The sequence below is a fragment of the Candidatus Thiothrix putei genome (genome assembly GCA_029972225.1).
GTDB classification, from domain to species: Bacteria; Pseudomonadota; Gammaproteobacteria; order Thiotrichales; family Thiotrichaceae; genus Thiothrix; species Thiothrix putei.
Genome location: CP124756.1, coordinates 3,023,300 through 3,049,871 on the forward strand (window position 1 = coordinate 3,023,300; position 26,572 = coordinate 3,049,871).

Sequence of the window (26,572 nt, forward strand, 5' to 3'; positions counted from 1 at the left end):
AAGACCTAGAGAATACCCCATGATTATCTACATCCACGGCTTCAATTCCTCTTCCGCTTCGCTAAAAGCCCAGCAATTGCAACACTGGTTAGCAGCACGCGGGCGAGCGCACGAATGGGTTTGCCCTGACCTGCCAGACCGCCCGTTATCCGCGATAGCCTTGCTGTCAGACTTGATCGAACAAGCCCCAACACCACCCAAGCTCATTGGTAGCTCTCTCGGCGGTTTTTACGCTACTTACCTCGCCAGTCAATACACACTTAAAGCTGCCTTGGTCAATCCAGCCATACACCCCGGTTTGTTATTGCGCTCATTGTTAGGCGGCGTGCAGCAACACTGGCATGATGCAGGTACTTACACCTTCACCCAAGCGCACCTCGATGATTTGCTGGCAATGGATCAACTCAGCCCTGCCAATCCTCACAATCTGTTAGTACTGTTAGAAAATGGTGACAAAACGCTGGACTGGCGCGATGCAACCAGTTATTACCGCAAAGCGCATCAACTCATCTTTCAGGGCGGGAACCACGGTTTCACCCGCTTTCTGGATGTGTTGGATCTCATCGACAGATTCTAATACCCATCTGGTTAAATAACGGGAGCAAGATTCAAACCCTTTCGCTTACCCTTGACCGGTTTAGCAGTAGGTTGGCTCGGAATACGGGTGTGGTAACGGTCATAGTAGCGGTAATCTGTCACTTCTTCCTGCGACTTTACCATCAAAAAACCCACGATATTCTGTTTCACCCGTTGCAATTGTTCAATCACCGTCAACAAGCGTTTGCGGTTAATACGGTCTTCATCCGCCACAATCACCGTGGCCTCAGCCATTGAGGATAGGTAAATCGCATCAGCAAAACCCGCCGTTGGTGGGCCGTCAATAATCACGCTATCGAAATGCTTAGTCGCAAGATTCAGCAACTGTGCCATCGCGGGGCTGGATACCATCCGCACAGGGTCAGCCATCAAGGTTCCCGCCAGAATTAGATATAACCCTTTCATTTCACGGGATGGATGCGTAACACTAGCAATATCGACCTCGCCGTTGAGGTAATTGCTCAAACCTCTGGCGTTAGGCAAGCCCAACTTAACATGCACGGAAGGGCGCCGTAAATCGGCATCAATCAATAAGACTTTTAATCCCTGTTGTGCTTGGCTTAGCGCAATATTGACCGCCGACGTTGATTTACCCTCTGCTGGATTGACGCTGGTAATCAATGTTACACGAGGGGAATTACCGCCCGGTAACACAAAACGCAAATTCGCCGTCATCACCCGATACGATTCGGCCAGCAACGACCCTGCATCACGCACAGTTGCCAACGCCAAATTGCTTTCTGACAAATGCCGCACGTGCGGAATAGTACCCAGTATCGGCAAACCACTCAGTGCTTGCAACTCACCTACCGAAGCTACCCCTTGATTCAGGGTTTCACGCAATAATGCTGCCCCAATTCCCAGCATCAACCCCACTAACCCACCCAGAATGAGGTTAAGCGCCTTCTTCGGGCGAAACACATTATCGTCAGGCGCGGCAGCATCCACTACCCGAATATTGCTACTGGTAACATTGGAAGCGACATTCACTTCTTTCATACGCTGCAACAAACCATCATAGAGGTCACGGCTAGTTTCAACTTCACGCTTCAACGCGTTGTATTCAATACTACGGTCACGTAAATCAACCAATTCACCTTTATAAGCATCTAATTGGCTACGCAGGTCATCCTCCAGCTTTTTTGCTGCTGCGTATTCCGCTTGCAAGGATTGTTTTAGCCCCCCCACTTCCTTTTGTAACTGGCTGCGGACTTCCTGAATTTGTTGCTGCAAACGCTGCATATCGGGGAAAGCCGGTTTAAACAGTTTGAGCTTTTCCTGATACTCGGCTTCTAAAGTATTAAGATTTTGCTTAATGCCCTCCACCACAGGGTTATTCAGTACTTCACGAACATTACCGTGCCTGCCCCCTTGTATCATCTGGCTTTCCGCCTGAATACGGGCACGCTCGGCAGCCCCTAAAGCGGAATAGAGTTCGTCAAGTTTACGTTCTTGGCTGGACTGGCTATTGTTGACTTCTAAAATGCCGTTTTGCTTAGCGTATTCAATGAGTTTAGCTTCCTGCAAAGTCAAACGCTGACGTGCTTTTTCTAGCTCCTGTTCCAGAAACTCTTTGGCATAGGTATCGGTTTCACTTTGGGAACTGATATTTTCTTTGATGAACGCATTAATCAATGCATTTACAATATCCGCCGACAACACCGGGTCTGAGCTTTCATAAAATACCTTAACCAAATGTGTTTTCTCAATCGGCTCTATATACAGTTTTTCTGCAAATTGTTGCGCATAATCGGGGGCTTTACCGTCGTCTGTGTTTTGCTTAGCAGGCAGCCAGGCACCAATAAACCCCTTGATAATCACTTTAATAGATGTCAACACATTGAATTTTTCAGGGCGTTCAAATAAGCGCGTTCTCAAATCCAAATCAGCAATGACCCGCTCCGCTAACTTGCGGCTTTTCAACTGCTCGTATTGAGTACGAAAAAAAGGATCTTGTTCCCCCATATCCGGGGAAGCACTGGTCACCGTGCCAAAATTCACAACCTGCACCCCCTCTTTTTCGATCTGGATGGTAGCACTGGCACGATAAGAAGGCGTCGCTGTCCAGGTAAAATACGCAGTTAACAGCAGAATCGACAATGCAGTCAGTAATAGCGTCCATTTTTGTCGCAGCAAACGCCGCCACACATCCTCCAGTGTCAGTGTATGAGTAGACACCCCTGTAGCAGGCACAGCCAAATACGGCACTGGCGCACTAACGGTATGGGGGGAACTGACGACACGTGTATTATTGTTGACGGTTAGCATAGTTCTCTGGTGGATATAATTGTTGATTATGCGGGCTATTCTCCAACAGCCTTGTACAGACCGCAAAGTTTAGCCTGCATTCGCGGGCATTTTCTAGATAAGCGGACATACTCCCCGATCACTTGCCGCCTAACCTACAAAGTTCCCCGTTAATCTGCCAGCACTGGCATCACTTTTCCTAACATCATACAAATAGGCAATTATAAAAAAACAAAGCCTTTGGGAATATGAGTATAACGATTACCCCCGATCAGCCATCCACGCAACCAATGCCGGTTACAGTAACAGGTGAGATTTTCTCTACCTCAGCCTTTCGCGCCATTATTGCGCATGAGTTCCGCCTAAAACCGGTGCAAGTACACGTAGCAACAACAGGCCAAACGTTTACGATCCCCGCATTTTTGCGTACTCATTGGCGAGGCAAACAAACCCTCATCATCGGTGCAGGTTTTGATAAAACGGGGCTAATTCCCAATATTGCCGCTGATGATTATGGCACTGTAATCGAAACATTAGCACAGGCGTTAACCACCACGAAGGTTAATTGCTTAGAAATACGTACCCCCCAACGTATTCCCTGTCTGAATGACACTGCCGATAAAGTCGAGTTGAATGTCGACATTCAACCTTCAGTGGCAACTATCTGGCAGAACCTCTCCAGTAATACCCGTAAAAATATCCGTCGCCCTTTAAAAATGGGGTTTACCTCGGTCATTGGGCTAAATTCGCAACTATTGGATGAGTTTTACCAGTTGTATCGCATGAGTTTGCATGATCTTGGCAGTTTGCCGCATCCCAAAGCATTTTTTATGGATTTGATGACACAATGCCCCAGTCAAGTTGAAATTTTTATGGGCTATATCGACGGTATTCCAGTGGTGTCATCCCTTAATTTTGTGAGTGAGGATGAAGTCTATGGCGCATGGTCAGGCATCCATACCCTGTACAAGAAGCACAATGTATTTCTCGCCATGCTGTGGCAAATAATTGAATATTGTGGAACAAGCGGGCGTAAAACTTACAACCTAGGACGCTCATCCGCAGGCAGCAACCCGCATCAATTCAAGCTAAAACTTGCCAATCGTAGCCACAAAATTTACTACTACCAATTACCAATCGCCAAGCCCTCTCCAACCGTTTCCAAGGTACAAGAAGCTGCTTCTTGGCTCATCCGCCATACCCCAGAAGTCGTTATGGATGGGTTATCTCGTGTCCTGCTCCACAAATTTTATTGAACACCACAGATGAAAGCTAACCATATGAAAATTCTGGAAGTTTGCACCGTCAGCAGTTCAGCCTATGCGCTGGTTTTTCACCGTGCCCATGCACTGAATCAACGTCATGCCGGTAACATGCAGGTCGATATACTGTGCAGTGATGGCCCTGAAGTTGCCTTAATGCAAGCACAAGGCATGAATGTAGTAGTAGAAACCCTGCACCGCAGTCTCAACCCGTTGCAACTGGCGCGTTCTGCCTGGAATCTGCACCGTGCTATTCGTCAAGGGGATTACGATACTGTGCATCTGCATTTTGGCATACCAGGGTTAGTCGGACGCTTTCTGGCTTTTTTTGATCACAAAACTGTCTGGATTTACCAAAGCCATGGCTACAGTATCGCAGAAAACACCAGCCCATTCGCACGTAAGGCTTATATTCTGATTGAAAAGCTGCTGAAAAAAACCGTGCGTTATTCACTGTTCCAGTTACGTGAAGATATGCAATTAGCACGGGAACATCACCTACTCGATGAAACACAAATGGTGTTTTTGGGGAATGGCATAGACGTAGAAAAATTCGAGCCAAGCCACACATCCCCTTCCGGCATCACGACGTTTGGTATGGTGGCACGCTTTGAGCCGATCAAAAATCATGCCTTGCTATTGGATGCTGCCGAACACTTGGCAAAGCAGACCCGTGACTTCAAAATTAAACTCATTGGTCAAGGACATCTACAAGCCGAAGTACAAGCGGCTATCCAGCAAAAAGGGCTGACTGACGTGATTGAAATTCAAGCATACCGCAATGACATGCCAGCGTTTTATCAAAGCATTGATGTGGGCGTACTGACCTCATTTGCTGAAGGTATTCCACGTGCTCTGATCGAACCCATGGCCTCCGGCAAACCCGTTATTTGCACTAATGTTAAAGGCAGCCGCGAAGCTATCATTGATCAGGAAACCGGCTTCAAAACCCCCATTGATTCCCCACAAATGCTTGCCGACCACATGCTTTGGTTCATTCAACACCCTGAACAACGCCAACAAATGGGTAAAACCGCACGTCAACATGCGATTCAACACTTCTCAGAATCACGGGTGCTCGATATTCTCGGTGAAATCTACCTATCTTGCCGTCCCTTCCAACTCACAGGAGCCACCGTATGATTTTTACGGCTGACATCGAAGACTGGCAGCAATCGGTTTACGATTTTGATCGGGCAGTTTCCAATCGCGTGGTACGCAATACCAGCCGTTTGCTGGATATTCTGGACACACACAACATTAAGGGGACCTTTTTCATACAAGGCATGGTTGCCGAAAAATTTCCGCAACTGATTAAGAGCATTGCCCAAGCAGATCACGAACTCGCCAGTCATTCACATACCCACCGGATGATTTACAACCTCACCGAAGCCCAATTTCGCGCTGAAATGCAACGTTCCGTGGGGTTACTCGAAGACATTAGCGGCATCAAAGTCATCGGCTTTCGCGCCCCCACGTTCTCGGTACGTGATGATATTCTCGACTGGTATTGCGATACACTACGGGAACAGGGGATCATTTACGACTCATCCATCATGCTGGCGACCGTAAGAAGCTGCTACGGCTTCAGCGATGACCGTATTTTGCAACGTATTGCCGAACGCGGCCTAGATTGTTACCCCATGAGCGTCAGTCGCGTATTGGGCAAGAGTTTACCCGTGATGGGAGGCGGCTATTTTCGTATCTACCCCTACTGGTTATCGCGCTGGTTAGCACGTGATTTGGATCATGACACCAGCATTTTCTACATGCACCCTTATGAATTGGATACGCATGAACACCGTGAAGTATCAAAACAGGTAACTATTCCCCTAAAAATGGCAGTACACCAATTTGCACGCCGCAGCAGTATTCCGGGAAAACTCAACAAACTGTTGCAGGATTATCCCTTTACGTCGTTTCGGGATCATTACTACACCAACACGACTACGGCAATAAACGCGCCCCAATAATGCGGTAAGTATCCGCACTCAGCAAAGTATCCCAAAATGCATGGGAATCCGGTACAACGGCCCATGCAATAATGGTAGCCACTACCAAGGCCGTCGACTTCTCGCGTTTTTTCCAATCGAGTATTTTTAATGCTGTACCAAAGGAACGTTTAATGCGGTGGTTCATAAAATCCACACTGTACAACTCATCCAACACCAGATGCAGCACAAACCCCAAAAATACAAACAGACCAAATAGCCATGCAATAAACGGGCTTTCACCCATCACATGGAAGGCAAAGGCAGCCGTCAAAAACATGAACAATACCGCAGCAACGAGCGAATGAATCGAGCCACGGTGTGTGGTGTATTCATGAAACACCGTCCAGATAGGAAAGCGGATTAACCCAAACGTGATTAATCCCACACCCCATAACTCCACAATCGACAGATTATTCTGATTGGAAAATACCACCATAAACGCGGCAATAATCGCAAACAGAGAAAACATAATGCGACTGGGGTAAGCGTGCTGCAAATCAATATCGGGCAAAATACCGCCGATTGTTCCCAGCAGCGCCAACATCAACGCTTCACGCGGCTCCACTAACCCTACTTGCAGGCAAAGGACGGACAATAAACCCGCCCCCGCTGCTGCCACGGTAATATGGGTACTAAAATTTGCCATCTGTGATGCAGCTTATGCTGTTTTAGTCACAATAAACTGCTTGATGGCCTCAGCATCTGCTGCCATCACCTCGAAACGCTGCGGCAAACTTTCCAAATTCTCCATCCCCGCAGGGCGTACCGGATCACGCCCTAAAGCCTCACGAATAGCATCTTCAAACTTCGCAGGTAACGCGGTTTCTAGCACTAACATCGGCACACCGGGTTCACGCAACTCCAAGGCCACTTTCAAACCATCTGCCGTGTGCGTGTCAATCATCACACCGTAGGTTTCAAACGTTTGACGAATGGTTTGCATTCGATGCGTATGCGAACTCACACCCGACTGGAAACCAAAACTAGGTACACGTGTAAAAGCCGCTGGTTCACTGAACTCAGACGAAGCGAGATTAAATGCGCCCCCCTTATCAACTTCGCTCCACAAAGCACGTACTTTATCGCCATCACGCCCCACTAAGTCAAACACGAAACGCTCAAAATTAGACGCTTTGGAAATATCCATCGACGGGCTACTGGTATGGTAAGTATTTGCCGAACCACGCGGACGGTACACACCTGTGCGGAAAAACTCATCCAAAACATCGTTTTCGTTGGTTGCCACGACGAGATGCTTGATCGGCAACCCCATCATTCGTGCAATATGTCCGGCACACACATTGCCAAAATTACCGGAAGGCACTGCGAAACTTACCTGCTGATCATTGGAGTCAGTTGCCGCAAAATAACCTTTGAAGTAGTACACAATCTGTGCCGCTACCCGCCCCCAGTTGATTGAATTAACAGCACCAATCTTGTGTGCTGCTTTAAACACATGATCATTCGACACCGCTTTCACAATGTCCTGGCAGTCATCGAATACCCCTTTCACCGCAATATTGAAAATATTGGCATCTTGCAAACTAAACATTTGTGCGGTTTGGAAACGGCTCATCTTGCCATGTGGTGACAGCATGAACACATTCACGCCGTGCTTGCCACGCATGGCATATTCAGCAGAGGATCCGGTATCTCCAGAAGTTGCACCCAAAATATTGATACCCTGCCCCGCCTTATCCAGCACGTATTCAAACAAATTGCCGAGCAATTGCATGGCCATGTCTTTAAATGCAATCGTTGGACCATTCGACAAACACAGCAAATGCAAGTCCGGCTCAAGCGAATGCAACGGGGTAATGTCTGCGGCATTTTCGCCGTCACGTACATTGCAATACACGTCAGCGGTGTAAGTCTTGTCGATAATCGCTTGCAGGTCAGCCGCCGGAATATCGGTCGCAAAGCGCGACAGCACCGCAAACGCCAGTTCGCGATAATTCATGCTGCGCATTTGCGTCAAATCATCCGCGCTAAAATGCGGATAGACTTCCGGCAAATACAAACCGCCATCAGGCGCAAGTCCGCCCAACAAGATTTCGGTGAAAGATTGCGCAGGCGATTGCCCGCGAGTCGAAATGTATTTCATGTTATTAGCCCAAAGTCTCTACACGAATGCGCGTCACGCTACTGCAAATCGTTTCCAACGCCTCAATCGCCGCAATCGCTTCATTCATATTGCCTTCGCGTACGCGTTGGGTCAGCATGATGATGTCCACTTTATCCACACCACTGGTAGGTTCTTTCTGAATAAAAGCTTCAATACTGATCTGGCGCTCGCCCATAATACGCGTCACGTCGGCCAATACACCGGGGCGGTCAAGCGCACACATCCGCAGATAAAATGCTGTTTCCACCTCATCAATCGGCAGAATAGCGGTATCCTCAAGCTGTGAAGGCTGGAATGCCAAATGCGGTACACGATTTTCCGGGTCAGCCGTTAATGCACGGGTAATATCCACCAAATCAGCAATGACGGCGGAAGCCGTCGGCTCCGCACCCGCACCCGCCCCGTAATACAAGGTAGCACCGACCGCATCACCTTTCACCAATACCGCATTCATGACGCCATCCACATTCGCAATCAAACGCCGTTGCGGAATGAGGGTTGGGTGTACGCGCTGCTCAATTCCCGCATCAGTACGACGGGCAATTCCCAATAGTTTAATACGGTAGCCCAATTCAGCCGCGTAACTCACGTCTTCAGCCGTGATTTTGGAAATGCCTTCCGTATAAGTTTGCTTAAATTGCAGCGGAATACCGAATGCAATAGAAGACAAAATGGTCAGCTTATGGCCTGCATCAATACCTTCCACATCAAACGTCGGATCCGCTTCGGCATAGCCCAACGCTTGGGCTTCAGACAATACATCGCCAAAACTGCGGCCTTTGTCACGCATTTCGGTCAGAATAAAGTTGCTCGTACCGTTGATGATACCCGCCAACCATTCAATACGGTTTGCAGCCAAACCTTCGCGCACCGCCTTGATGACCGGAATACCGCCTGCAACGGCCGCTTCAAACGCGACCATCACGCCTTTGGCTTGGGCAGCAGCAAAAATCTCATTGCCGTGCAAGGCAATCAATGCTTTGTTTGCGGTAACGACGTGTTTGCCATTATTAATCGCCTGCAACACCAAATCACGCGCCACGGTATAGCCACCGATCAATTCGACCACTATTTGGATGTCGGGATCGTTAACCACATCGAAAGCGTCCTGCGTTAAACGCACGTTCCCCAAGCCTAATTCTTCTGCACGGCTGAGGTCGAGGTTTGCAGCATAGTCAATCACAATACCGCGACCTGCACGGCGGGCAATTTCTTCTGCATTACGCTTCAACACAATGGCAGTACCACCACCGACAGTCCCCAGCCCCAGCAGGCCAACCTTGACGGGATCCATGCTCACTCCTTTAAACCTTGATCTTTACGAAACATTTGTTTGATATTACGGATCGCCTGACGAGTACGGTGTTCGTTTTCAATCAGACTGAAACGCACGTGATCGTCGCCGTATTCACCGAAACCAATCCCCGGTGATACTGCCACTTGTGCATCTTTCAACAACTTTTTAGCGAATTCCAACGAGCCCATCGCAACATACTGTTCGGGAATTTTTGCCCACACAAACATGCTGGCTTTGGGGCGTTCAACTGCCCAACCTGCTGCATTTAAACCATCGCACAACACGTTGCGACGACTTTCGTACATTGCGCTGATTTCTTTGACACAATCTTGCGGGCCATCCAGTGCAGCAATCGCAGCAATCTGGATGGGTGCAAACATACCGTAATCCAGATACGACTTAATACGCTCCAGCGCTTTGACCAACACAGGATTACCGCACATAAAGCCAACACGCCAGCCCGGCATATTGTAGGTTTTGGACAAGGAATAGAATTCTACTGCGATGTCTTTTGCACCCGGCACTTGCAATATAGACGGCGCTTGGTAGCCATCGAAGCAAATTTCACCGTAAGCAATGTCATGGATAACCCACACATCATGCTCTTTGGCTACTTTAATCACACGCTCGAAAAAATCGAGTTCCACGCACTGCCCTGTCGGGTTGCCGGGGAAATTGATGATCAGCATCTTCGGCTTAGGCCATGAGTTTTTAATAGCGGCTTCCAGCTCGACAAAGAAATCCTTACCTTCCACTAATGGCACATGGCGAATATCGGCATCGGCAATGATGCTACCATAGGGGTGGATCGGGTAGGCTGGGTTCGGTACAAGCACGGTATCGCCACGACTCAAGGTTGCCAGTGCCAGATGTGCCAAGCCCTCTTTCGAGCCGATGGTGACAATGGCTTCGGTTTCCGGGTCAATGTCCACGTCAAACTTACGCTTGTACCAATTGCTAATGGCTTTGCGCAACCGTGGGATACCCCGTGACATCGAATAGCGATGCGTGTCGCCACGTTGCGCGGCTTCTACCAGTTTGTCTACAATGTGTTTGGGCGTCGGCTGATCGGGATTACCCATCCCAAAGTCGATAATATCTTCGCCCTTGGCGCGTGCTTCCCGCTTAAGCGCATCGGTGATTTTGAAAACGTAGGTGGGAAGCCGGTTTATTCTTTGGAAATCGTCCTGCACGGTTCTGTGTCCTGGAAGAAAACAACCCATCACTGGGGCCATTGTTAAGCCAGCCACATTACAATTCACTATGCAGGCTGTCAATTACAGATAAAGGCTAAGGGAAAGGAAATGAAGTTTAGTGAGGAATTGAACAGCACTCATTATCGTGTCACCAGTTACGGTGACGCATGGGTAGCCGTCAATCAAAACATTTTAACCAATAGCTTCTTGATTGGCTCACAAACGCTGATCACGGACTGGCAACCACAATCCATTATGGAATTACAACCAACACATTTAGCGCCCTTGTTTGCGATTGGAGCAGAAGTGATCTTGATTGGCACTGGGAAAAATCAACAATTCCCGCAACCTGATACGTGGAGAGCGTTGGTACAACACGGTGTGGGTTTTGAAGTGATGACGACTGCTGCTGCTTGCCGCACTTATAATGTATTGTTGTCCGAGGCAAGACGTGTGGCGGCAGCGTTTTTCTTAAATTAGCCAATACCTAGCAGGTTTTCACCGGACAAGCCTTTGTTTTCCAAAATACGGCGTAAACGTTTCAGCGCATCCATCTGAATCTGACGAACCCGTTCGCGGGTTAAACCTAAGGCTTCACCCACTTGTTCTAACGTAGCGCGTTCATGACCGTGTAAACCAAAACGGCGTACAATTACTTCCTTTTGCTTGAACTCCAACTGACCTAACCAACTATCGACTGACTGAGTAATATCTTCATCTTCTAAGCGACTGTCCGGCTCATCACTGGTTTCCGCACTGACGAAATCGACCAAAGGACTATCACTGTCTTTACCTACCGTCACATCCAACGACGTAATGCGTTCGTTGAAATCCAACAATTTGCGTAAGACTTCAATCGGTTTATCCAGCGCTTCCGCCACCTCCGGCAAAGAGGGTTCATACCCCAACTTTTGGGTCATTTCCCGAACTTTGCGTAAATAAGCATTCAGCTCTTTATTCACATGGATAGGCAAGCGAATGGTGCGCGTTTGATTCATCAACGCGCGTTCGATATTTTGACGAATCCACCACGTGGCATACGTTGAAAAACGGAAGCCACGCTCCGGGTCAAACTTTTCAACCGCATGAATCAACCCCAAATTGCCTTCTTCAATCAAGTCAGGTAAAGGCAAACCACGTCCCATGTAACGGCGGGCAATTTTCACCACCAAGCGCAAATTACAGGTAATCATTTTCTTGCGACCGAACTCATCACCATCACGGGCGAGACGACCATAAAAAACTTCTTCTTCTGGGGTTAACAGCGGAGAAAATTCAATTTCACGTAAATACAATTGAGTAGCATCAATTTCACCTGTGGACACTGACACAGAAACTTGTCCGGTCAGACTAAGGGAGGCATCTTCATCTGAGACATCATCATTGATACTGTCATCCTCAAGATCATCGTCCATTTCTATAACATCGACGGCTTCCGATGAGACGAAAGCTACTATTTCTTTGCTATCTATATGGGTCTGTGGTCGTGGCATTCTTGAGACTCCTTTGTGTAAAGGCATGGTTACCTTATTTGGTATTTTCAGCATAAAACAATTGGATTTGTACCGCTGCGCCGACACAAATCGCTTCAACCCCAGCAGGACTCACATGCTTTAAACAGCTTATTGTGTATACACAGTAGCACAAATCGACATCAACGAGAAGACCTTAACGCTAACCATTTAATTTTAAATGAAATTATTTTCCAATAAGTAAAAATGATCAAAAGTTACCCTGAATGAAACCTGAACGAATAAAAAATAATTAAGAATATCATTAGAAAATCAATTGATTTTCTAATGATTACTCGTATGTCCCATATTTTTGCTGCAAGTCTTTCATATAAGCCTTACGCTCAGCATTATTCATATTGGGCCATTGTTCACGTAATTGCTTACGTTCCGCTTCTGGCAGCTTTTTTACCCACTCATGCCATTGCTTAATCTTGGCTTTCTGTGCGGGTGACATGACCTTGTAACGTTTGAGTTGTTTGGCAATTTTCTTCTGTTGATCCGTGGAAAGCTGCTTCCAATCACTAAAACGTTGCTTGATTCGAGTACGCTCTGCCGCTGGTTTCGCAGCCCAACGACGTAAATTACCTTGGGTCTTATCCGATAAAGACTCCCACTCGCTTTGAAAAGACTTTAGTACTGATTTTTCATTGTCACTTAGCATCTCCCACGTTACTGTACCCGCCATTGCGTTCCCACCTATGAAAAACACTATCGCCATCAGGAGCGCCATTAAAAAACCAATAAAATGAAATTTATTGCTGCTGTTGTTCATCGCTTTTCTCCACCGTGTTATCTGCTAGCAGGTACTCCTGATCAACACCGGCAAACTCGATAAATTCCCCAGCTTTCTCCCAATCACTCCCCACTTCATCCCACCAAGTGAGCATTGTTGCAATCTCATCGGCGGTTTCTGCGGCCGAAACCGAGGCGATGCCACTCAACAACACCAGCAATGTGCCACACATCAACAGGATTCCTTTCCTTCGCATTGTGTTCTCCTTAACTAACTTAACGTTACCTGGTTAACCGTATTCGGCCTCCAACCACTCATACATATCCAGATTCTCCAGCAACTCCATATCCTCACTGGCGGTTAGAATCTCCATGACGTTCACATCCTCATCAACTGCGTTTGCATCCGTAAAATTATCGCCAGAGGCAACCGGTTCATCTGGATGCAATTTGACAACATCCGGCAGCACCCATAGCGTCACTGCTAATGTGACAGCCGTTGCAACAGCAAATCCCCGTGAAAGCGATGAAGAATTAAAACACGCCGACCAATGGCGCTTTGGTTCCAATTCCAAGGCTTGTAAACGTAACTGGGTCAACTTTGCCTGAGTCTGCCAATCCAGTTCTATAACAGCCTGATCCATCCCCTGTCTCACGGCACTTACTAATAACTGCTCAGTAATTTCGTGTCTCATCTTTGTCATTGATAATCTCCCAGTTTTTTCCGCAAACTGTGGACAGCCCTTGAGTAATGTGTTTTTACGCTCCCTTCAGAGCACTTCATAATTTTTGCTGTTTCAGCAATGTCGTAACCTTCCCATCCCCTTAATAACAGCGCTTGCTGCTGACGCAGCGGTAATTGCCCTATTGCAGTCTGCATTAGCACACTCATTTCGTCCTGCAATAACTGACTTTCTGGCTCCAAAAACTGAGTCTGTACAACCTGATCTTCTACATCGACATCCTCTTCTTCTGTGTTGTAGAAAAAAATACCCGCCAGCGATTACGTACTCTTTGGCGTCGATGCCAATCATTAATACGACTATGCAGAATGGTATAAAATAACGCACCCCATTCGTTGTACGGATGTCCTGAATATTTCTGCACCAGTTTGAATAAGGCATCTTGTACAATATCCAGCGCCTCCTCTTCATCCTGAGTTGCCATACGTGCAACGATGAAGGCACGCCGACTCATATCCCTCAGGAAATGATTCAGGCGTGTTGTATTATCCAAACTTTCATCTTTGTGCGAATCTCTCTCCAACTCCTCATTATGAGCAGTTATCAATGCCGCCATTCTCATCATATTCCTTTGAGTGCCCCTCGTTCCCCTGTCCATAACCGGGGACTCCAGTAGATTAACGCTGTAGTCATTTATAAGTTGACAGATTCCACTTAATTAGCTTTAGTTCTTCGCAACACGAAATAATTCCTGCAAATATTTTTATGGAGAAATCAAGATGCGCTGGAGAACAGGACGACAAAGCAACAATGTGGAAGACCGGCGTGGACAAGGCAGCAGTCGCGGCAAAGGGGGCATGAAAATCGGCTTACTCGGAACAATCGCCATTGTGCTGATTGGCTGGTACATGGGTGCAAACCCTATCCAACTATTAGGGCTAGTTGGGGGCGCTAATATACCAGTCCGTGCCATAAAATAGTTTTTTTGATCAGGGAAATATGGTTAGATGACTGGTAACAAAAGCAGCCATGAGTAATGTATGACATTAAAAATCACTTTCACTGAGGATGAGATAGCGGAGCTGTTCTACTGGAAGGAGCGCCATCCTCATCCCAGAGTCCGTAAGAAAATGTCCGTGCTGTACCTGAAATCCCAACAGTTGACGCATAAGGAAATCAAACGATTGGAAAGGATTACAGAAGCCACGCTGCTTGCCTACCTAAACGCCTACCTACAACCTAACGGTTTAGAAGCTCTTAAAGAAATACGATTCAATAAACCACAGAGTGATTTGATGGCATATAAAGACAAGATTGAAGCCTATTTTCGTGAATATCCCCCCGCAACCAGCAAGGCGGCAGCCGCTAAGATTGAGGAGCTGACAGGCATCAAACGCAGTGAGGACAGGGTACGTGTCTTTATGAAGAAAATAGGGATGGACATCCATAAAGTGGGGATGATACCCGCCAAAGCTGATGTGGAAGCACAAGAAAAGTTCCTGGAAAATGAACTAAAACCGCGCATTCAGGAGGCTAAGGAGGGCAAACGCGCCTTTTTTTGTCGATGCCGCCCACTTCGTGTTAGCACCGTTTCTGGGGTTTTTGTGGTCATTTTCCCGCGTATTCATCAAAGCCCCCTGTGGTCGACAACGCTACAACGTATTGGGCGCACTCAATGCGATAACGCTACAACTCATCACGATCACTAACGACTCCTATATCAACGCTAACAGCGTGTGTGAATTATTGGAAAAAATTGCAGCGTTAGCACTCAAAATACCGATCACTTTGGTCTTGGATAATGCCAAGTATCAACGCTGTGAAGCCGTGTTTGCCTGTGCGAAAAGGCTCAATATTGAACTATTATTTTTACCGACCTATTCACCCAACCTCAATCTGATTGAACGGTTGTGGAAGTTCGTCAAGAAAAAATGCTTGTACTCGAAATACTATGATAAGTTTCCCGCTTTCAAGGCGGCCATCACCAACTGTCTCGACAAGCTGGATACCGATCACAAGAAAGAACTGACCCAGTTGATGACAACAAATTTTCAAACCTTTAAAAATGTTCAGGTCTTGACGCTGTAAGGTATACCATCTTAGGCGGGTTTGGCGGTGGCAGCAGCAGTCAAGAAGTTACAACCGGCGTACCACAAGACGATGCAGGGCGATTCGCTTCCGTTGTCTTAGCATCGACTGAAGACGTGTGGAATCCCGTCTTCCGACAATTAGGTGGGCGCTATGTGGAACCAAAACTGGTGTTATTCACCGATAGCACTGACTCCGTATGTGGTTACTCTACAGCAGCAACAGGCCCTTTCTATTGCCCCGGCGACCAAAAAGTCTATATCGACCTCGGCTTTTTCCGTGAACTCCAAAACCTAGGCGCATCAGGTGATTTTGCACAAGCCTATGTACTGGGGCACGAAATCGGGCATCACGTCCAGAATCTCATGGGTACAACAGACGAAGTAACCCGCTTACAAAACAGCATGAGTAAAACCGACGGCAATGCTTTGTCAGTCGCTTTAGAACTACAAGCAGACTGTTATGCGGGTGTGTGGGCACATCATGCCCACCAACAATTCAATATTCTGGAGTCCGGTGATATTGAAGAAGCCATTAACGCGGCGGGTTCTATTGGTGATGACCGCCTGCAACGCATGTCAGGGCGACGCATCAACCCCGACTCCTTCACCCATGGCTCCTCGATGCAACGCATGGAATGGTTTCAGCGTGGCTTAAAAACCGGCAATTTGAAAAACTGCAATTCTTTCAAAAGTTAATGTCTGAACTGGGATTTATAGGATAAACATGATTAATAGGATGAAGACGCCCCTCTCTTCTCTTCATCCTGCTAATCCTTTAATCCCAGCAATCCTAGTTCAAGACGTTCCACTGCTTGCTCTAACCGTGCCACATGCGTGGTATAAGCAAAACGCACATGAGTCGTCGCCTGATGGCTGCCGAAGTCGATACCCGGTGTGAATACCACGCCGGTTTTGTCCAGCAAACGTGCGCACAACGCTTGCGCATCATTCCCGAAACGTTCCGAACCCGCGTAGATGTAAAATGCCCCTTGCGGCTCGGTTCGCACCGAAAAACCCAGCTCTCGTAAGGCAGGCAGTAAAAAATCCCGCCGCCGTTGCAACGCCTGCCGTTGCGTCTCCATCACTGCCAAGGCTTCAGGCGTGAAGGCAGCCAATGCCGCGTATTGCGCGGGCGTTGATGCTGCTAGAAAAATGTTTTGTGCCAAACGATCCAGCGTTGCAACTGCCCATTCTGGCGCAACCACCCAACCCAAACGCCAACCCGTCATACCAAAGTATTTAGAGAAACTGTTAATCACCCAAATATTATCCGCATCCACCGCCAAGGCCGTTACATCAGGTATGCCGTAGGTCAGCCCCTGATAAATTTCATCAACAATGAATTGTCCACCACGTGGCTGCACTTCCGCATAAAGCGCTGCTAATTGCGCCACACTCAATACTGTTCCCGTGGGATTAGCAGGTGTTGCCAACATCACGGCACGGGTGCTTTTCCTCCAATAGTGCTGAATGTGTTCAGGCGTTAATTGATAAGCCGTTTCCGCGCCCACGGGTAGCCCGGTGGCAATACCTTCAAACAAACGCACAAAATGGCGATTGCAGGGATAGCCGGGATCAGTCATCAACACCTCATCACCCGGATTCAACAGTGCACCTAGCACCAATTGCAATGCGCCGGAAGCGCCCGGTGTAATCACAATGCGCTGCGGTGAAATATTTACCCCAAAACGACGGGTATAATAATCTGCAATAGCTTCCCGCAAAGCAGGCAATCCACAGGCTGCCGTGTATTTCGTTTTCCCTGCTTGCAACGCTTTTACTCCCGCTTCCACAATCGGTGGCGGTGTTGGGAAATCAGGTTCCCCCACTTCCATATGGATGATGTCTTGCCCCGCAGCTTCACGCTGCCGCGCTTCTGCCAATAAGGCCATCACATGGAATGATTGGATGTCCCGCATTCGTTCAGCGGCTATGCTATGCTTCATCGTATATTTTGTACCAACTTGATCAGGTCAATAAAAATGAAAAAATGGTTACTGTTAAGCATGGCGTTCTATTCTGCTAATGTGCTGGCTTTGCCACGTGAAAACCCTGTACCGGGTGGAATTGTACACATCCCTATTGCACCACTTTCTGAACCAGCGCCCATTGTACAATACGCTGGTAATCGGGTAACGGTTGTCCCGCAGGATTCGCAATGGCTGGCTATCATCGGCATTCCTCTCGATGCGGGAGGTGATACGCAAAGCATCAACGTACAAGGGCAAGAGCCTATTGCCTTTCCCATCCAACCCAAGCAATACAAAACTCAGCGTATTACCATCAAAGATAAAAACAAAGTAGAACCGGATGATGAATCCACTCAACGCATCCTTCGTGAACAAACGCTACAGCAACAACTCAAAACGCGTTTCAGCGCAGGTGAAGCACAATTAGACTTCATCAAGCCCGTGCCGGGACGCGATACAGGACGCTTCGGCTTGAAACGTTTCATCAATAATCAACCGCGTAATCCGCACAGTGGCATGGACATAGCAGCAGCGACTGGCACACCGGTTAAGGCAACCACCGCTGGCAAAGTTATACACACAGATGATTTCTTTTTCAGTGGCAATACTGTCTACCTTGATCACGGCGCAGGCGTGATTAGTATGTATGCGCACTTAAGTGAAATTCAGGTAGAAACCGGTGATATTGTTCAGCAAGGGGATATTATCGGCAAGGTAGGCAGCACTGGTAGAGCAAGCGGTCCGCATCTGCATTGGTCTGTGTATCTGAACGGTGAGGCTGTCGACCCAGCATTATTTCTATCGAACAAAAAATAAGCCAAGAGTTCAGGTTTGATTCAGTGACTCAAGACTAGTATAGACCCAACTTCAGCAGGAATCGCGAACTTGGGGTTTGTGGTAACGATTTCGTCGTCAGAAGTATCTGAAATAAAAAATAAGCTTGTTCCGCCGTTCTGACACTCAATGGCATAAGAGATTCGGGATGACGGCACGCTGAAGTTACAATCTCAACCCCCACCCTTACAACCGGCCATTTTATTGGGGAGCTGGTTGAATGGTGAGGCTTGAGCATTGAATGCAAGTTAGTAAACTGGGGGTTTACCTGCATTCACTACCGGAGCTATTAGCTGCGGCGTTCTTGATTAACCTTTCACAAAAAGCGAGTCTTTCATGGCTCGCTTTTTTTTGTTCTGACACAAGCATTCCCCGCCATTATACAGCTTTCGTTCATAAATAAAATCTTTTTGTGTACCAAATACCGGAATAGAATAGGTTATCCCTCGCCAGACACGCTACACTTAGCAACAGATTATAAAAAGGAGGACAGATGTCATGGCTTATGCCTTACGCAAGACGGTTGGTTTTATTCTTTTAGTGGTCACGGTTGGTGGCGTTAGCGTGCTATCCATCTTCAACTTATTTCCACCGCTGTTCTAATGGGAGACACCATGACCACGACCGTCAAATCGGCTGCCAAACGTTATGAGCCTACCATTCACAATGTCCGTTATGGCATCAAAGGCATTCTGCTTTACTTGCTTCCGCTACCCGCACTGATTACTGCCATTGGTTCACTCATGCGCGGTGATGTAATGGCCACCTTGGTCACAGGCGGGGTATTTGCCGCTTTCATGGTTGGCGCGAGTGTGGCTCGCCACGGTTTCCGACTGGAAGGTGAATACGAACGGCGTAAAATTGCCCGCGCACCATCGACTCCGTTTAAAACCGTTGCCGCGATTATTATCAGCACGGCCACCGGTGTTTTGGACTGGTGGAGTTCGGATTATGCCATGAGCGGGATTCTGCCAGCAGTGCTCATTGGCGCGGCGACCTTCCTTGGATTTGCCTTGTATTACGGGCTAGACCCGCGCAAAGACAAAGCAGGCAATATTTCCATCGGTGTCACGATCGAAGAAGTCTTGGACGCACTCGATGCCGCCAATGTGAAAATCGACGCGATCGAACAAGCACGCCGCCAAATTCCCAACCCCGAATTCAATGCCCGCCTGCAACGCATCACCAGCAAAGCCCGCGAAGTGCTCACCAGTATCGAAGATGACCCGACCCGCCTGTCACGCGCCCGCAAATTCCTCAAAGTTTATTTGGATGGCACACAACGTGTGACCGAAGGCTATGCACGCACTCATCAGGGAGAAAAGGCAGTTGCTCTGGAAACCAATTTCAGTCGTGTGCTGGATTCGATAGAACAGACCTTTGCCGAACAACAGGCAAAATTATTGGAAGACAACCATTTTGATCTGGACGTGCAAATCGAAGTCCTCGAAACCCAACTCAAACGCGAAGGCGTTCTCTAATTAAGCGATAAACCCAAGGAGAAGACCCCCATGAATGAAACTCAAACCACAACTACCGTAACCCAAACTGCACCTGCCATCGTTCCCGGCACTGCACTCGCTCCCCTGCCAGAAATGACCACCGAACTGGTCGCTTACGCCCAAGCCGATGATACCAATAAAAGTAAACTCGAAACTATCATCGCGGAAATCGACATGAGCGACCGCAGCAGCATTATGTTCTTCGGCACCAAAACCCAAGAACAAATGACCGCCATTTCTGAAAAAATGCTCAACGGTGTTAAAAACAAAGACATTGGCTCTGCTGGCAAATCCCTGACCAATATGGTCGTTGCCATTAAAGGCTTCGACATTGATTCCCTCAACCCCAATGACGAACCCAGTTGGTGGGAAAAACTCATCGGCAAAGCCAAACCTGTCGTCGAATTCCTCAACAAATACGAAGAAGTCCGCAAGCAAATCGACACCATTACCGACGAAATGGAAGGGCACAAAACCCAATTGCTGACGGATGTGGTCACGCTCGACAAGCTTTACGAAGCCAATCTCGAATTTTTCCACAATCTCGAAGCCTATATTGCAGCCGGTGAAGAAAAGCTGCGTCGCCTTGAAGCCACTGAAATTCCTGAACTGGTTGCCAAAGTCGAAGCCAATACCACCGACATGATTCTGGCGCAAAACCTACGCGATTTACGCAGTTCGCGTGACGATCTGGAACGCCGCGTACACGATTTACGCCTGACCCGCCAAGTCGCCATGCAAAGTTTGCCCAGCATCCGTTTGGTGCAAGAAAACGACAAAACCTTGATCAATAAGATCAACTCCACGCTGATCAACACCGTGCCGTTGTGGAAAAACCAATTAGCCCAAGCCGTCACCATTTTCCGCATGAGCGATGCCGCCGAAGTCGTCAAAAAAGCATCCGACCTCACCAATGAATTACTGGAAAAAAATGCCGAAACCCTGCGCATGGGCAATGCCGAAACCCGCAAACAAATGGAACGCGGCGTGTTCGACATCCAATCCGTGAAAAAAGCCAACCAAAGCCTGATCGACACCATCAACGACTCGCTGCGCATTGCCGATGAAGGCAAAGCCATGCGTGCCAAAGCCGAGGAAGAAATCAAGGTCATGGAAAGCGAATTGCGCCATGCGCTGACTTCCGCTAAAGCCAAGGCAGACAGCCCCCGCCAAGGAGTATAAATCATGGGATTATGGGACAAATTGATGGGTGAGTTTGTTGATGTCATCGAATGGACTGACAACAGCAGCGACACCATGGTTTACCGTTTCGAGCGCCACGGCAATGAAATCAAATACGGCGCGAAACTCACCGTGCGTGAATCGCAAGTCGCGATTTTCGTCAACGAAGGTCAGGTAGCCGACGTACTCACGCCCGGCATGTACGTGCTGGAAACCCAAAACTTGCCGCTACTGTCCACCCTGCAACACTGGGATCACGGTTTCAGCAGCCCGTTCAAAGCGGAAGTGTACTTTTTCAACACCAAGCAGTTCACCAATCTGAAATGGGGAACGCGCAATCCGGTGATGATTCGTGACAGCGAATTCGGCGGGGTACGCATCCGCGCTTTCGGTACGTATGGAGTGCGCATTGAAGATTCGCGCAAATTCATGCAAGAAATCATGGGGACAGATGGGCATTTCACCGTCGATGAAATCAGTGACCAATTGCGCAATCTGATTGTGACACGCTTTAGCAGCATCGTTGCCAGCTCCAACATTCCGGTGTTGGATATGGCTGCCAATTACGAACAATTGGGGCAATTCGTCACCCAGAAAATTGTCCCGGAATTTGCGGCTTATGGTCTGAAGCTTACCAATATTCTGGTGGAAAATATCTCCCTGCCCACCGAAGTCGAAGAAGCGCTCGACAAACGCACCAGCATGGGCATGATTGGCAACCTCGACAAATACCTGCAATACCAAACCGCGCAAGGCATTGGCGAGGGCGGTTCCAACAGTGCGCTGGATATGGGCATGGGTTTTGCGGTTGCCAATAAAATGGCAGAAGTGCTGAACAAACCGGCAACAGCAACGCCACCACCGTTACCGGATACTGGCTGGCACGTTGCCATCGGGCAGGAATCCAGTGGCCCGATTGGAATGCCACAATTGCAACAAATGGCGCAAAATGGGCAACTAACGGCAGCAACGCTGGTGTGGCAAGCGGGCATGGCAAACTGGCAAGCGGCAGGGGAAACAGCCGCACTGCGTGGTTTGTTTGCTGGGCAAGCAACGCCACCGCCGCTTCCACCGTCAGCGCCCCCTCACAGTAGCGAATAACAGTGCAGGCTTAAATGGCGGCTAATAACAACACCAAACAACAGCATTTTCCGTGCGAACAATGCGGCGCTGATTTGCTCTACCAACCGGGTACAGAAGCGCTCCAGTGTAACTATTGCGGGCATCAAAACCTGATCCACCCTAACCAGCAAGAAATTCGTGAATACAGTTTCGAGCAGGCATTGCGGGCTATCCAACAGGGCAAGTTGCGCCCGATAGATAATACTCAGGTCATTAAATGCCCTAATTGTGCCGCCACATTTGAGCTGAAGCCAAACACCCACGCCGGAGACTGCCCATTTTGTGGCACACCGGTAGTGACGGGAACAGAACAGGCACGGCTGTTCCAACCCAAATCGTTGCTGCCGTTTTTGATCACCGAAAAAGATGCCCGTAGCGCGTTTGATAAGTGGATTGGTGGCTTATGGTTTGCGCCTTCTGCCCTGAAAAACAAAGCCAAACGCGATGAAAAATTGCTGGGCATTTACATCCCATATTGGACGTATGACAGCCATACCGACAGTTATTACCGGGGTGAACGCGGGGTGGTTTATTACGAACGTCGCATGGTGACGGTGATGGTGAATGGGCAACCACGCCAACAAGTGCAAAATGTACCACGTGTGCGCTGGACACCGGTCAGTGGGCGGGTTCGTTTATTCTTTGACGATGTATTGGTCGGCGCTACGCATACCCTGCCCCGTGCGATCCTTGACCGCCTCGAACCGTGGGATTTACCCAACCTCGTGCCTTACAACGAAAGCTACCTGAGCGGTTTCCAGAGTGAAATTTACCAAGTGGATTTGGACGAAGGCTTTGAGCAAGCCCGTGGCATTATGGATAGCCGCATTTACAATGCCATTGTCAGCGACATTGGCGGTGATCAACAGCGCGTTCACAGCCTGCAAACCCAACATTCAGCCACCACGTTCAAACATGTTTTGCTGCCGGTTTGGTCGGCAGCTTTCCGTTACAATGGCGAAACCTATCGCTTTGTGATCAACGGGCGTAACGGCAAAACCCAAGGCGAACGCCCTTACAGTGTGGTGAAAATTGTGTTCGCCGCATTGTTGGGGCTAAGCGTGCTGGGTGGTTTAGGCTACGTCATGGAAAAAGCAGGCGTATTTGAACAAGCCTTGCAACAAAGCGGAAATTATTACCAGTACCAGCAATACCAAACACCTCGGCGCTCGCCTGACCCTTACCGTTACGACCCTTATCGTGCACCAAGGTATTAGTGCCGAATTTACACACCGTACAATTGCTGCATTAAACGCAGTTGCTCCAATACCGCCCAAGGCGTATCCAAAAACAGCATGGCATCACGGTGAGCGCTATGTTGTTGCAAATGCTCGAATATGGCACGTAACGCTTGCGGCGATAACACTTCATTGGTACGTATTAAGCCGATTTGAGCCTCTGCACCTTGCGGCATGGCAGCAAACCACTCACCTTCCGCCACAATATGAATCGCAAAGCGCTCCAACCACGCCGCTGGTATCCAAGGGATTACCCCAGCATCAGCAACCATACCTAACACTTGCTGTGCTAATTCCTGCTCAATTGCGCGACGCACTGCCTCCCAATGCGCGGCTTGCAACAATTCTGGCGTTAATTCCACATAGAAACCGAAATCTTGCCCAACTTCCGCTGACCATGCTTTGGCTTGCTCTACAGGCGTTATCCATTCACGCGCAGGGATCAGTAAGCGACTGAATTCATTTGCATAATACGCAGCCTGCCAATCCACTGGCAAATCATCCGGGTAAAAGACACTTGCCCAATTAGCAGGCGACCAGCCGTAAGCCGCTAAGGTTAACGTCGTCAACGTGGGGGTAATAGCGTTCATGAACACTCGACTATGCAGTGAAATAACAGTCGCTTAGCATACCACGCGGCTCAGGCGCAGACATAACTTGACTTATAGACTCGGAAATACTACTTTTAGGATATAAGCAAGGTATCAAACCACACCACTAGAGATAGCTAGGTTTGTCATCACCACAGAAAACACTCAGGAGGATTGAGTTATGATTTTTAGCGATGTTTCTTTGGATGAGATGTTCCCACGCGCCCATGCGGTCATGCGAGCGCCGTTGCCTACCCTCAAAACCAATGACGTTTACCAACTAATCCGCACCAACGCTGCCGATCGCGGAATGACCTTGACCACAGAACACATGGCAGTGATCAATTTCATACTCGATTTTTACGAACACTGCGATGACTGTCAGAATGCGCGAATGCTGGCGGATATGCTGCAAGACGAATTTCTGCCCCAAGGCGGGCGTAAATACCTGTATCAGCTTTTCCCCGATGGCCCACTGAGCACCATCCACGACATTGCTGAATTGCCCAAATTAGGCAATGAAACCGATAAAAGTTTTGGTACCAACTGGTAACAACGCTTAACAACGGCTAAAACCCCAACCCAATCGCCTGAAGGGATTGGGTTTTTTGTTTGTGTTCAGGATTGAACTTATAGAATGCCCTTACATTCTAAATGCATAACAAAAAAACAGGGCAGATCATAATGGGCAATATTAAAGCAGCACTGCTAATGGGTGCAGTCACTACTGTACTCGGCGGATGCGCACCAATGGGTTCATACCCGCAAACCGCGCAATACCCTTACTGGAATCACACCGTTCCGGGGGTTTACCAAAACCAAGCACGACCGTATTTCACCAGTTATAATCAACCCTCGATGTCGCAACCGGCATTTTCACAACAATACCAACCGTTTTCGCAACAAACCGAACCGTATGATGCACCCGCCCGCCGCGCCTTATTAGCACAAGCGCATCAAGCCCTAGGCGTGCGCTACACGTTTGGGGGTGAAACCCCACGCGAAGGCTTTGATTGCAGCGGCCTGACCCAATACGTCTACAAAAATGCCCAAGGCATCACCCTACCCCGCACCGCCGCCGAACAAAGTGCCGCCAGTCGCACCCTTAGCTTTGAACAAATGCGCCCCGGTGACTTAATTTTCTTCCGCACCAGTGGCAGCAAAGTCAACCATGTGGGTATTTATATTGGGCGCGGGGATTTCATTCATGCCGCATCCGGTGGCAGCAAGGTGAGTATCGACAACTTGAGTAAAACCTATTGGCAACAACGTTTGGTTAAATTTGGCGCTTTTCTCGCTTAAAAACCCTCCATCTATGAACCTTTCAACAAGATTTGCCGACTGACCGTCAGGCCAGTTGTTAATTTTGGCTGAATAACGTCTATACTACGAATGGAGACCAATCCATACGTAAATCATAGGAGAAAATAAGATGGGACTGTTTGATTTTGCCCGTAACATTGGCAAGAAAATCTTCGGCAAGGAAGAAGAAGCACCTGCTGCTCTGACTCAACACATCAATGAAGACAACCCTGGCGTTGACGGCTTGCAAGTGGAAGTCAAAGACGGCGTGGCTACGTTGACTGGTCAAGCGCAATCGGCTGAAGCACTGGAAAAAGCCGTATTGATGGCGGGCAATGCCATGGGCATTGAATCCGTGAAAGCGGATGGCATGACCATTGCGGACGGCAGCCAAGTCGGTGGTGATGACGAATTCTACGTGATTGAAAAAGGCGACACCTTGTGGGAAATCGCTGAGAAAGCATACGGCAATGGTTCAAAATACACCCGTATCGTCGAAGTTAACCGTGAAGTCATTAAAGACGCAGACAAAATCTTCCCAGGTCAAAAAATTCGCATCCCGAAAAGCATTTAAGTAAAGGTACAGGCACACATGGACATAATGCAAATTGCTACCCAAGTATTCAAAAGCCAATTGGATACTGACCGTGATGGTCAATTAGAGATCACTGAAATTGCATCAGCCATGATGAAACTCATGGGCAATAGCGGTAATCAAGCACAAGCAGGCGGTTTGGGTGGCTTAGCCTCCATGATTTCCGGTATGCAAGGCGGCGGTGACTCTGGTTTGGCATCACTGGCGGCTTCATGGTTAGGCAATGGTCAAAATGTACAACCTTCTAATAGCCAGCTGACTCAAATGTTTGGTCAAGATAAAATTGCAGCATTTGCCCAGCAATTAGGTCTTACCCCAGATCAAGCAATGAAAGGTCTGCAAGCGGCTGTTCCAGAAGTCGTGGATAAAGCTTCCCCTAACGGTTCATTGGATATGGGTAGCCTGTTAGATTCCGTTGGTGGCGTGTCCGGCGCTATCGGTCTGGCAAGCAAGTTGTTCGGGCGTTAAGCAATCTGACCGACCATTAAAGTCTGAAAGCC

29 protein-coding genes and 1 pseudogene are annotated in these 26,572 nt (G+C 48.3%); 17 read left to right on the forward strand and 13 right to left on the reverse strand.

What is annotated here, in order from left to right:
* The first annotated feature begins 19 nt into the window (after positions 1–19).
* The gene (locus QJT81_15500) at positions 20–577 is read left to right on the forward strand and encodes a YqiA/YcfP family alpha/beta fold hydrolase (protein ID WGZ93208.1); all 558 of its coding nucleotides are present in this window, start codon (positions 20–22) and stop codon (positions 575–577) included.
* Positions 578–588: 11 nt separating this feature from the next.
* Here the strand turns inward: QJT81_15500 and QJT81_15505 are convergent, their stop codons facing one another.
* Positions 589–2,865, reverse strand: coding sequence for a polysaccharide biosynthesis tyrosine autokinase (locus tag QJT81_15505; GenBank protein WGZ93209.1), 2,277 nt, complete (start codon positions 2,863–2,865; stop codon positions 589–591).
* A 227-nt stretch (positions 2,866–3,092) separates the two neighbouring features.
* Between QJT81_15505 and QJT81_15510 the strand changes: the two genes are divergently transcribed.
* From QJT81_15510 to QJT81_15520, 3 genes are read left to right on the forward strand one after another with little or no spacing between them, the layout of a single operon-like run.
* Positions 3,093–4,100 carry a GNAT family N-acetyltransferase gene (locus QJT81_15510; protein WGZ93210.1) on the forward strand — a complete coding sequence of 336 codons (1,008 nt, stop codon included), beginning with the start codon at positions 3,093–3,095 and terminating at the stop codon, positions 4,098–4,100.
* A gap of 9 nt (positions 4,101–4,109) precedes the next feature.
* On the forward strand, positions 4,110–5,249 hold the full coding sequence (locus QJT81_15515) for a glycosyltransferase family 4 protein (GenBank protein ID WGZ93211.1): 1,140 nt from the start codon (positions 4,110–4,112) through the stop codon (positions 5,247–5,249).
* Positions 5,246–6,079 (forward strand): polysaccharide deacetylase family protein, encoded by an 834-nt coding sequence (locus tag QJT81_15520; GenBank protein ID WGZ93212.1) that lies wholly within the window; start codon positions 5,246–5,248, stop codon positions 6,077–6,079. The genes QJT81_15515 and QJT81_15520 overlap by 4 nt, the downstream gene beginning before the upstream one ends.
* Here the strand turns inward: QJT81_15520 and QJT81_15525 are convergent.
* The 4 genes from QJT81_15525 to alaC are packed head-to-tail and all read right to left on the reverse strand — an operon-like array spanning position 6,054 to position 10,715.
* Complete coding sequence (locus QJT81_15525; GenBank protein WGZ93213.1) at positions 6,054–6,746, reverse strand: metal-dependent hydrolase; 693 nt, start codon at positions 6,744–6,746, stop codon at positions 6,054–6,056. The genes QJT81_15520 and QJT81_15525 overlap by 26 nt on opposite strands.
* Positions 6,747–6,758: 12 nt before the next feature.
* Positions 6,759–8,204 (reverse strand): threonine synthase, encoded by a 1,446-nt coding sequence (gene thrC, locus QJT81_15530; protein ID WGZ93214.1) that lies wholly within the window; start codon positions 8,202–8,204, stop codon positions 6,759–6,761.
* A gap of 4 nt (positions 8,205–8,208) precedes the next feature.
* On the reverse strand, positions 8,209–9,519 hold the full coding sequence (locus QJT81_15535; GenBank protein ID WGZ93215.1) for a homoserine dehydrogenase: 1,311 nt from the start codon (positions 9,517–9,519) through the stop codon (positions 8,209–8,211).
* 2 nt (positions 9,520–9,521) lie between these two features.
* Positions 9,522–10,715, reverse strand: a complete 1,194-nt coding sequence (gene alaC, locus QJT81_15540; protein WGZ93216.1) for an alanine transaminase — start codon at positions 10,713–10,715, stop codon at positions 9,522–9,524.
* Positions 10,716–10,826: 111 nt separating this feature from the next.
* Here alaC and QJT81_15545 point away from each other — a divergent pair, with 111 nt between their 5' ends.
* Positions 10,827–11,198: an Mth938-like domain-containing protein gene (locus QJT81_15545; protein ID WGZ93217.1), complete on the forward strand. Its 372-nt coding sequence runs from the start codon at positions 10,827–10,829 to the stop codon at positions 11,196–11,198.
* Here the strand turns inward: QJT81_15545 and rpoS are convergent.
* The 6 genes from rpoS to QJT81_15575 form a co-directional block, all read right to left on the reverse strand.
* Positions 11,195–12,211, reverse strand: coding sequence for an RNA polymerase sigma factor RpoS (rpoS, locus tag QJT81_15550; GenBank protein WGZ93218.1), 1,017 nt, complete (start codon positions 12,209–12,211; stop codon positions 11,195–11,197). The two genes, QJT81_15545 and rpoS, sit on opposite strands and share 4 nt — an antisense overlap.
* Before the next feature lie 310 nt (positions 12,212–12,521).
* Positions 12,522–13,004 (reverse strand): DUF3106 domain-containing protein, encoded by a 483-nt coding sequence (locus QJT81_15555; protein WGZ93219.1) that lies wholly within the window; start codon positions 13,002–13,004, stop codon positions 12,522–12,524.
* Entirely contained in the window at positions 12,985–13,221 is a 237-nt protein-coding gene (locus QJT81_15560; GenBank protein WGZ93220.1) for a hypothetical protein, read from the reverse strand. The genes QJT81_15555 and QJT81_15560 overlap by 20 nt, the downstream gene beginning before the upstream one ends.
* A gap of 33 nt (positions 13,222–13,254) precedes the next feature.
* The gene (locus QJT81_15565) at positions 13,255–13,668 is read right to left on the reverse strand and encodes a hypothetical protein (GenBank protein ID WGZ93221.1); all 414 of its coding nucleotides are present in this window, start codon (positions 13,666–13,668) and stop codon (positions 13,255–13,257) included.
* Positions 13,665–13,856, reverse strand: coding sequence for a sigma factor-like helix-turn-helix DNA-binding protein (locus QJT81_15570; GenBank protein WGZ96500.1), 192 nt, complete (start codon positions 13,854–13,856; stop codon positions 13,665–13,667). The genes QJT81_15565 and QJT81_15570 overlap by 4 nt, the downstream gene beginning before the upstream one ends.
* A gap of 59 nt (positions 13,857–13,915) precedes the next feature.
* On the reverse strand, positions 13,916–14,263 hold the full coding sequence (locus QJT81_15575) for a sigma factor (protein ID WGZ93222.1): 348 nt from the start codon (positions 14,261–14,263) through the stop codon (positions 13,916–13,918).
* A 163-nt stretch (positions 14,264–14,426) separates the two neighbouring features.
* Between QJT81_15575 and QJT81_15580 the strand changes: the two genes are divergently transcribed.
* The 3 genes and pseudogenes from QJT81_15580 (at position 14,427) to QJT81_15590 (ending at position 16,433) form a co-directional block, all read left to right on the forward strand.
* Positions 14,427–14,627, forward strand: a complete 201-nt coding sequence (locus tag QJT81_15580) for a neutral zinc metallopeptidase (GenBank protein WGZ93223.1) — start codon at positions 14,427–14,429, stop codon at positions 14,625–14,627.
* 60 nt (positions 14,628–14,687) lie between these two features.
* A pseudogene (locus tag QJT81_15585) lies at positions 14,688–15,735 on the forward strand (IS630 family transposase).
* A gap of 8 nt (positions 15,736–15,743) precedes the next feature.
* Entirely contained in the window at positions 15,744–16,433 is a 690-nt protein-coding gene (locus QJT81_15590) for a neutral zinc metallopeptidase (GenBank protein ID WGZ96501.1), read from the forward strand.
* Positions 16,434–16,504: 71 nt separating this feature from the next.
* Here QJT81_15590 and QJT81_15595 read toward each other — a convergent pair whose 3' ends face one another.
* Positions 16,505–17,683, reverse strand: a complete 1,179-nt coding sequence (locus QJT81_15595; protein ID WGZ93224.1) for a pyridoxal phosphate-dependent aminotransferase — start codon at positions 17,681–17,683, stop codon at positions 16,505–16,507.
* A 36-nt stretch (positions 17,684–17,719) separates the two neighbouring features.
* On the opposite strand from QJT81_15595, the gene QJT81_15600 reads away from it, so the two are divergent.
* The 5 genes from QJT81_15600 (at position 17,720) to QJT81_15620 (ending at position 23,564) form a co-directional block, all read left to right on the forward strand.
* On the forward strand, positions 17,720–18,523 hold the full coding sequence (locus QJT81_15600) for a peptidoglycan DD-metalloendopeptidase family protein (GenBank protein ID WGZ93225.1): 804 nt from the start codon (positions 17,720–17,722) through the stop codon (positions 18,521–18,523).
* Between the two features lie 632 nt (positions 18,524–19,155).
* Complete coding sequence (locus QJT81_15605) at positions 19,156–20,022, forward strand: 5-bromo-4-chloroindolyl phosphate hydrolysis family protein (GenBank protein ID WGZ93226.1); 867 nt, start codon at positions 19,156–19,158, stop codon at positions 20,020–20,022.
* 30 nt (positions 20,023–20,052) lie between these two features.
* Positions 20,053–21,225 carry a toxic anion resistance protein gene (locus QJT81_15610; protein WGZ93227.1) on the forward strand — a complete coding sequence of 391 codons (1,173 nt, stop codon included), beginning with the start codon at positions 20,053–20,055 and terminating at the stop codon, positions 21,223–21,225.
* Positions 21,226–21,228: 3 nt separating this feature from the next.
* On the forward strand, positions 21,229–22,326 hold the full coding sequence (locus QJT81_15615; protein WGZ93228.1) for an SPFH domain-containing protein: 1,098 nt from the start codon (positions 21,229–21,231) through the stop codon (positions 22,324–22,326).
* 14 nt (positions 22,327–22,340) lie between these two features.
* Positions 22,341–23,564, forward strand: coding sequence for a primosomal protein N' (replication factor Y) - superfamily II helicase (locus QJT81_15620; GenBank protein WGZ93229.1), 1,224 nt, complete (start codon positions 22,341–22,343; stop codon positions 23,562–23,564).
* A gap of 8 nt (positions 23,565–23,572) precedes the next feature.
* Here the strand turns inward: QJT81_15620 and QJT81_15625 are convergent, their stop codons facing one another.
* Positions 23,573–24,175, reverse strand: coding sequence for a hypothetical protein (locus QJT81_15625; protein WGZ93230.1), 603 nt, complete (start codon positions 24,173–24,175; stop codon positions 23,573–23,575).
* A gap of 181 nt (positions 24,176–24,356) precedes the next feature.
* Between QJT81_15625 and QJT81_15630 the strand changes: the two genes are divergently transcribed.
* The 4 genes from QJT81_15630 to QJT81_15645 all read left to right on the forward strand — a co-directional run bounded on the left by QJT81_15630 (position 24,357) and on the right by QJT81_15645 (position 26,540).
* Positions 24,357–24,728, forward strand: a complete 372-nt coding sequence (locus QJT81_15630) for a TusE/DsrC/DsvC family sulfur relay protein (GenBank protein WGZ93231.1) — start codon at positions 24,357–24,359, stop codon at positions 24,726–24,728.
* A gap of 131 nt (positions 24,729–24,859) precedes the next feature.
* Positions 24,860–25,477: a C40 family peptidase gene (locus tag QJT81_15635; protein WGZ93232.1), complete on the forward strand. Its 618-nt coding sequence runs from the start codon at positions 24,860–24,862 to the stop codon at positions 25,475–25,477.
* A gap of 130 nt (positions 25,478–25,607) precedes the next feature.
* Entirely contained in the window at positions 25,608–26,051 is a 444-nt protein-coding gene (gene lysM / locus QJT81_15640) for a peptidoglycan-binding protein LysM (protein ID WGZ93233.1), read from the forward strand.
* Positions 26,052–26,069: 18 nt separating this feature from the next.
* A complete protein-coding gene (locus tag QJT81_15645) occupies positions 26,070–26,540 on the forward strand; it encodes a YidB family protein (GenBank protein WGZ93234.1) in 471 nt (156 codons plus the stop codon).
* Positions 26,541–26,572 lie beyond the last annotated feature (32 nt).

Bases quoted from the DNA above. Each gene is read 5' to 3' on its own strand.
- QJT81_15500 (WGZ93208.1), top strand. From the start codon at position 20: ATGATTATCTACATCCACGGCTTCAATTCCTCTTCCGCTTCGCTAAAA.
- QJT81_15505 (WGZ93209.1), bottom strand. From the start codon at position 2,865: ATGCTAACCGTCAACAATAATACACGTGTCGTCAGTTCCCCCCATACC.
- QJT81_15510 (WGZ93210.1), top strand. From the start codon at position 3,093: ATGAGTATAACGATTACCCCCGATCAGCCATCCACGCAACCAATGCCG.
- QJT81_15515 (WGZ93211.1), top strand. From the start codon at position 4,110: ATGAAAGCTAACCATATGAAAATTCTGGAAGTTTGCACCGTCAGCAGT.
- QJT81_15520 (WGZ93212.1), top strand. From the start codon at position 5,246: ATGATTTTTACGGCTGACATCGAAGACTGGCAGCAATCGGTTTACGAT.
- QJT81_15525 (WGZ93213.1), bottom strand. From the start codon at position 6,746: ATGGCAAATTTTAGTACCCATATTACCGTGGCAGCAGCGGGGGCGGGT.
- thrC (WGZ93214.1), bottom strand. From the start codon at position 8,204: ATGAAATACATTTCGACTCGCGGGCAATCGCCTGCGCAATCTTTCACC.
- QJT81_15535 (WGZ93215.1), bottom strand. From the start codon at position 9,519: ATGGATCCCGTCAAGGTTGGCCTGCTGGGGCTGGGGACTGTCGGTGGT.
- QJT81_15545 (WGZ93217.1), top strand. From the start codon at position 10,827: ATGAAGTTTAGTGAGGAATTGAACAGCACTCATTATCGTGTCACCAGT.
- rpoS (WGZ93218.1), bottom strand. From the start codon at position 12,211: ATGCCACGACCACAGACCCATATAGATAGCAAAGAAATAGTAGCTTTC.
- QJT81_15555 (WGZ93219.1), bottom strand. From the start codon at position 13,004: ATGAACAACAGCAGCAATAAATTTCATTTTATTGGTTTTTTAATGGCG.
- QJT81_15560 (WGZ93220.1), bottom strand. From the start codon at position 13,221: ATGCGAAGGAAAGGAATCCTGTTGATGTGTGGCACATTGCTGGTGTTG.
- QJT81_15565 (WGZ93221.1), bottom strand. From the start codon at position 13,668: ATGACAAAGATGAGACACGAAATTACTGAGCAGTTATTAGTAAGTGCC.
- QJT81_15570 (WGZ96500.1), bottom strand. From the start codon at position 13,856: ATGAGTGTGCTAATGCAGACTGCAATAGGGCAATTACCGCTGCGTCAG.
- QJT81_15575 (WGZ93222.1), bottom strand. From the start codon at position 14,263: ATGGCGGCATTGATAACTGCTCATAATGAGGAGTTGGAGAGAGATTCG.
- QJT81_15580 (WGZ93223.1), top strand. From the start codon at position 14,427: ATGCGCTGGAGAACAGGACGACAAAGCAACAATGTGGAAGACCGGCGT.
- QJT81_15595 (WGZ93224.1), bottom strand. From the start codon at position 17,683: ATGAAGCATAGCATAGCCGCTGAACGAATGCGGGACATCCAATCATTC.
- QJT81_15600 (WGZ93225.1), top strand. From the start codon at position 17,720: ATGAAAAAATGGTTACTGTTAAGCATGGCGTTCTATTCTGCTAATGTG.
- QJT81_15605 (WGZ93226.1), top strand. From the start codon at position 19,156: ATGACCACGACCGTCAAATCGGCTGCCAAACGTTATGAGCCTACCATT.
- QJT81_15610 (WGZ93227.1), top strand. From the start codon at position 20,053: ATGAATGAAACTCAAACCACAACTACCGTAACCCAAACTGCACCTGCC.
- QJT81_15615 (WGZ93228.1), top strand. From the start codon at position 21,229: ATGGGATTATGGGACAAATTGATGGGTGAGTTTGTTGATGTCATCGAA.
- QJT81_15620 (WGZ93229.1), top strand. From the start codon at position 22,341: ATGGCGGCTAATAACAACACCAAACAACAGCATTTTCCGTGCGAACAA.
- QJT81_15625 (WGZ93230.1), bottom strand. From the start codon at position 24,175: ATGAACGCTATTACCCCCACGTTGACGACGTTAACCTTAGCGGCTTAC.
- QJT81_15630 (WGZ93231.1), top strand. From the start codon at position 24,357: ATGATTTTTAGCGATGTTTCTTTGGATGAGATGTTCCCACGCGCCCAT.
- QJT81_15635 (WGZ93232.1), top strand. From the start codon at position 24,860: ATGGGCAATATTAAAGCAGCACTGCTAATGGGTGCAGTCACTACTGTA.
- lysM (WGZ93233.1), top strand. From the start codon at position 25,608: ATGGGACTGTTTGATTTTGCCCGTAACATTGGCAAGAAAATCTTCGGC.
- QJT81_15645 (WGZ93234.1), top strand. From the start codon at position 26,070: ATGGACATAATGCAAATTGCTACCCAAGTATTCAAAAGCCAATTGGAT.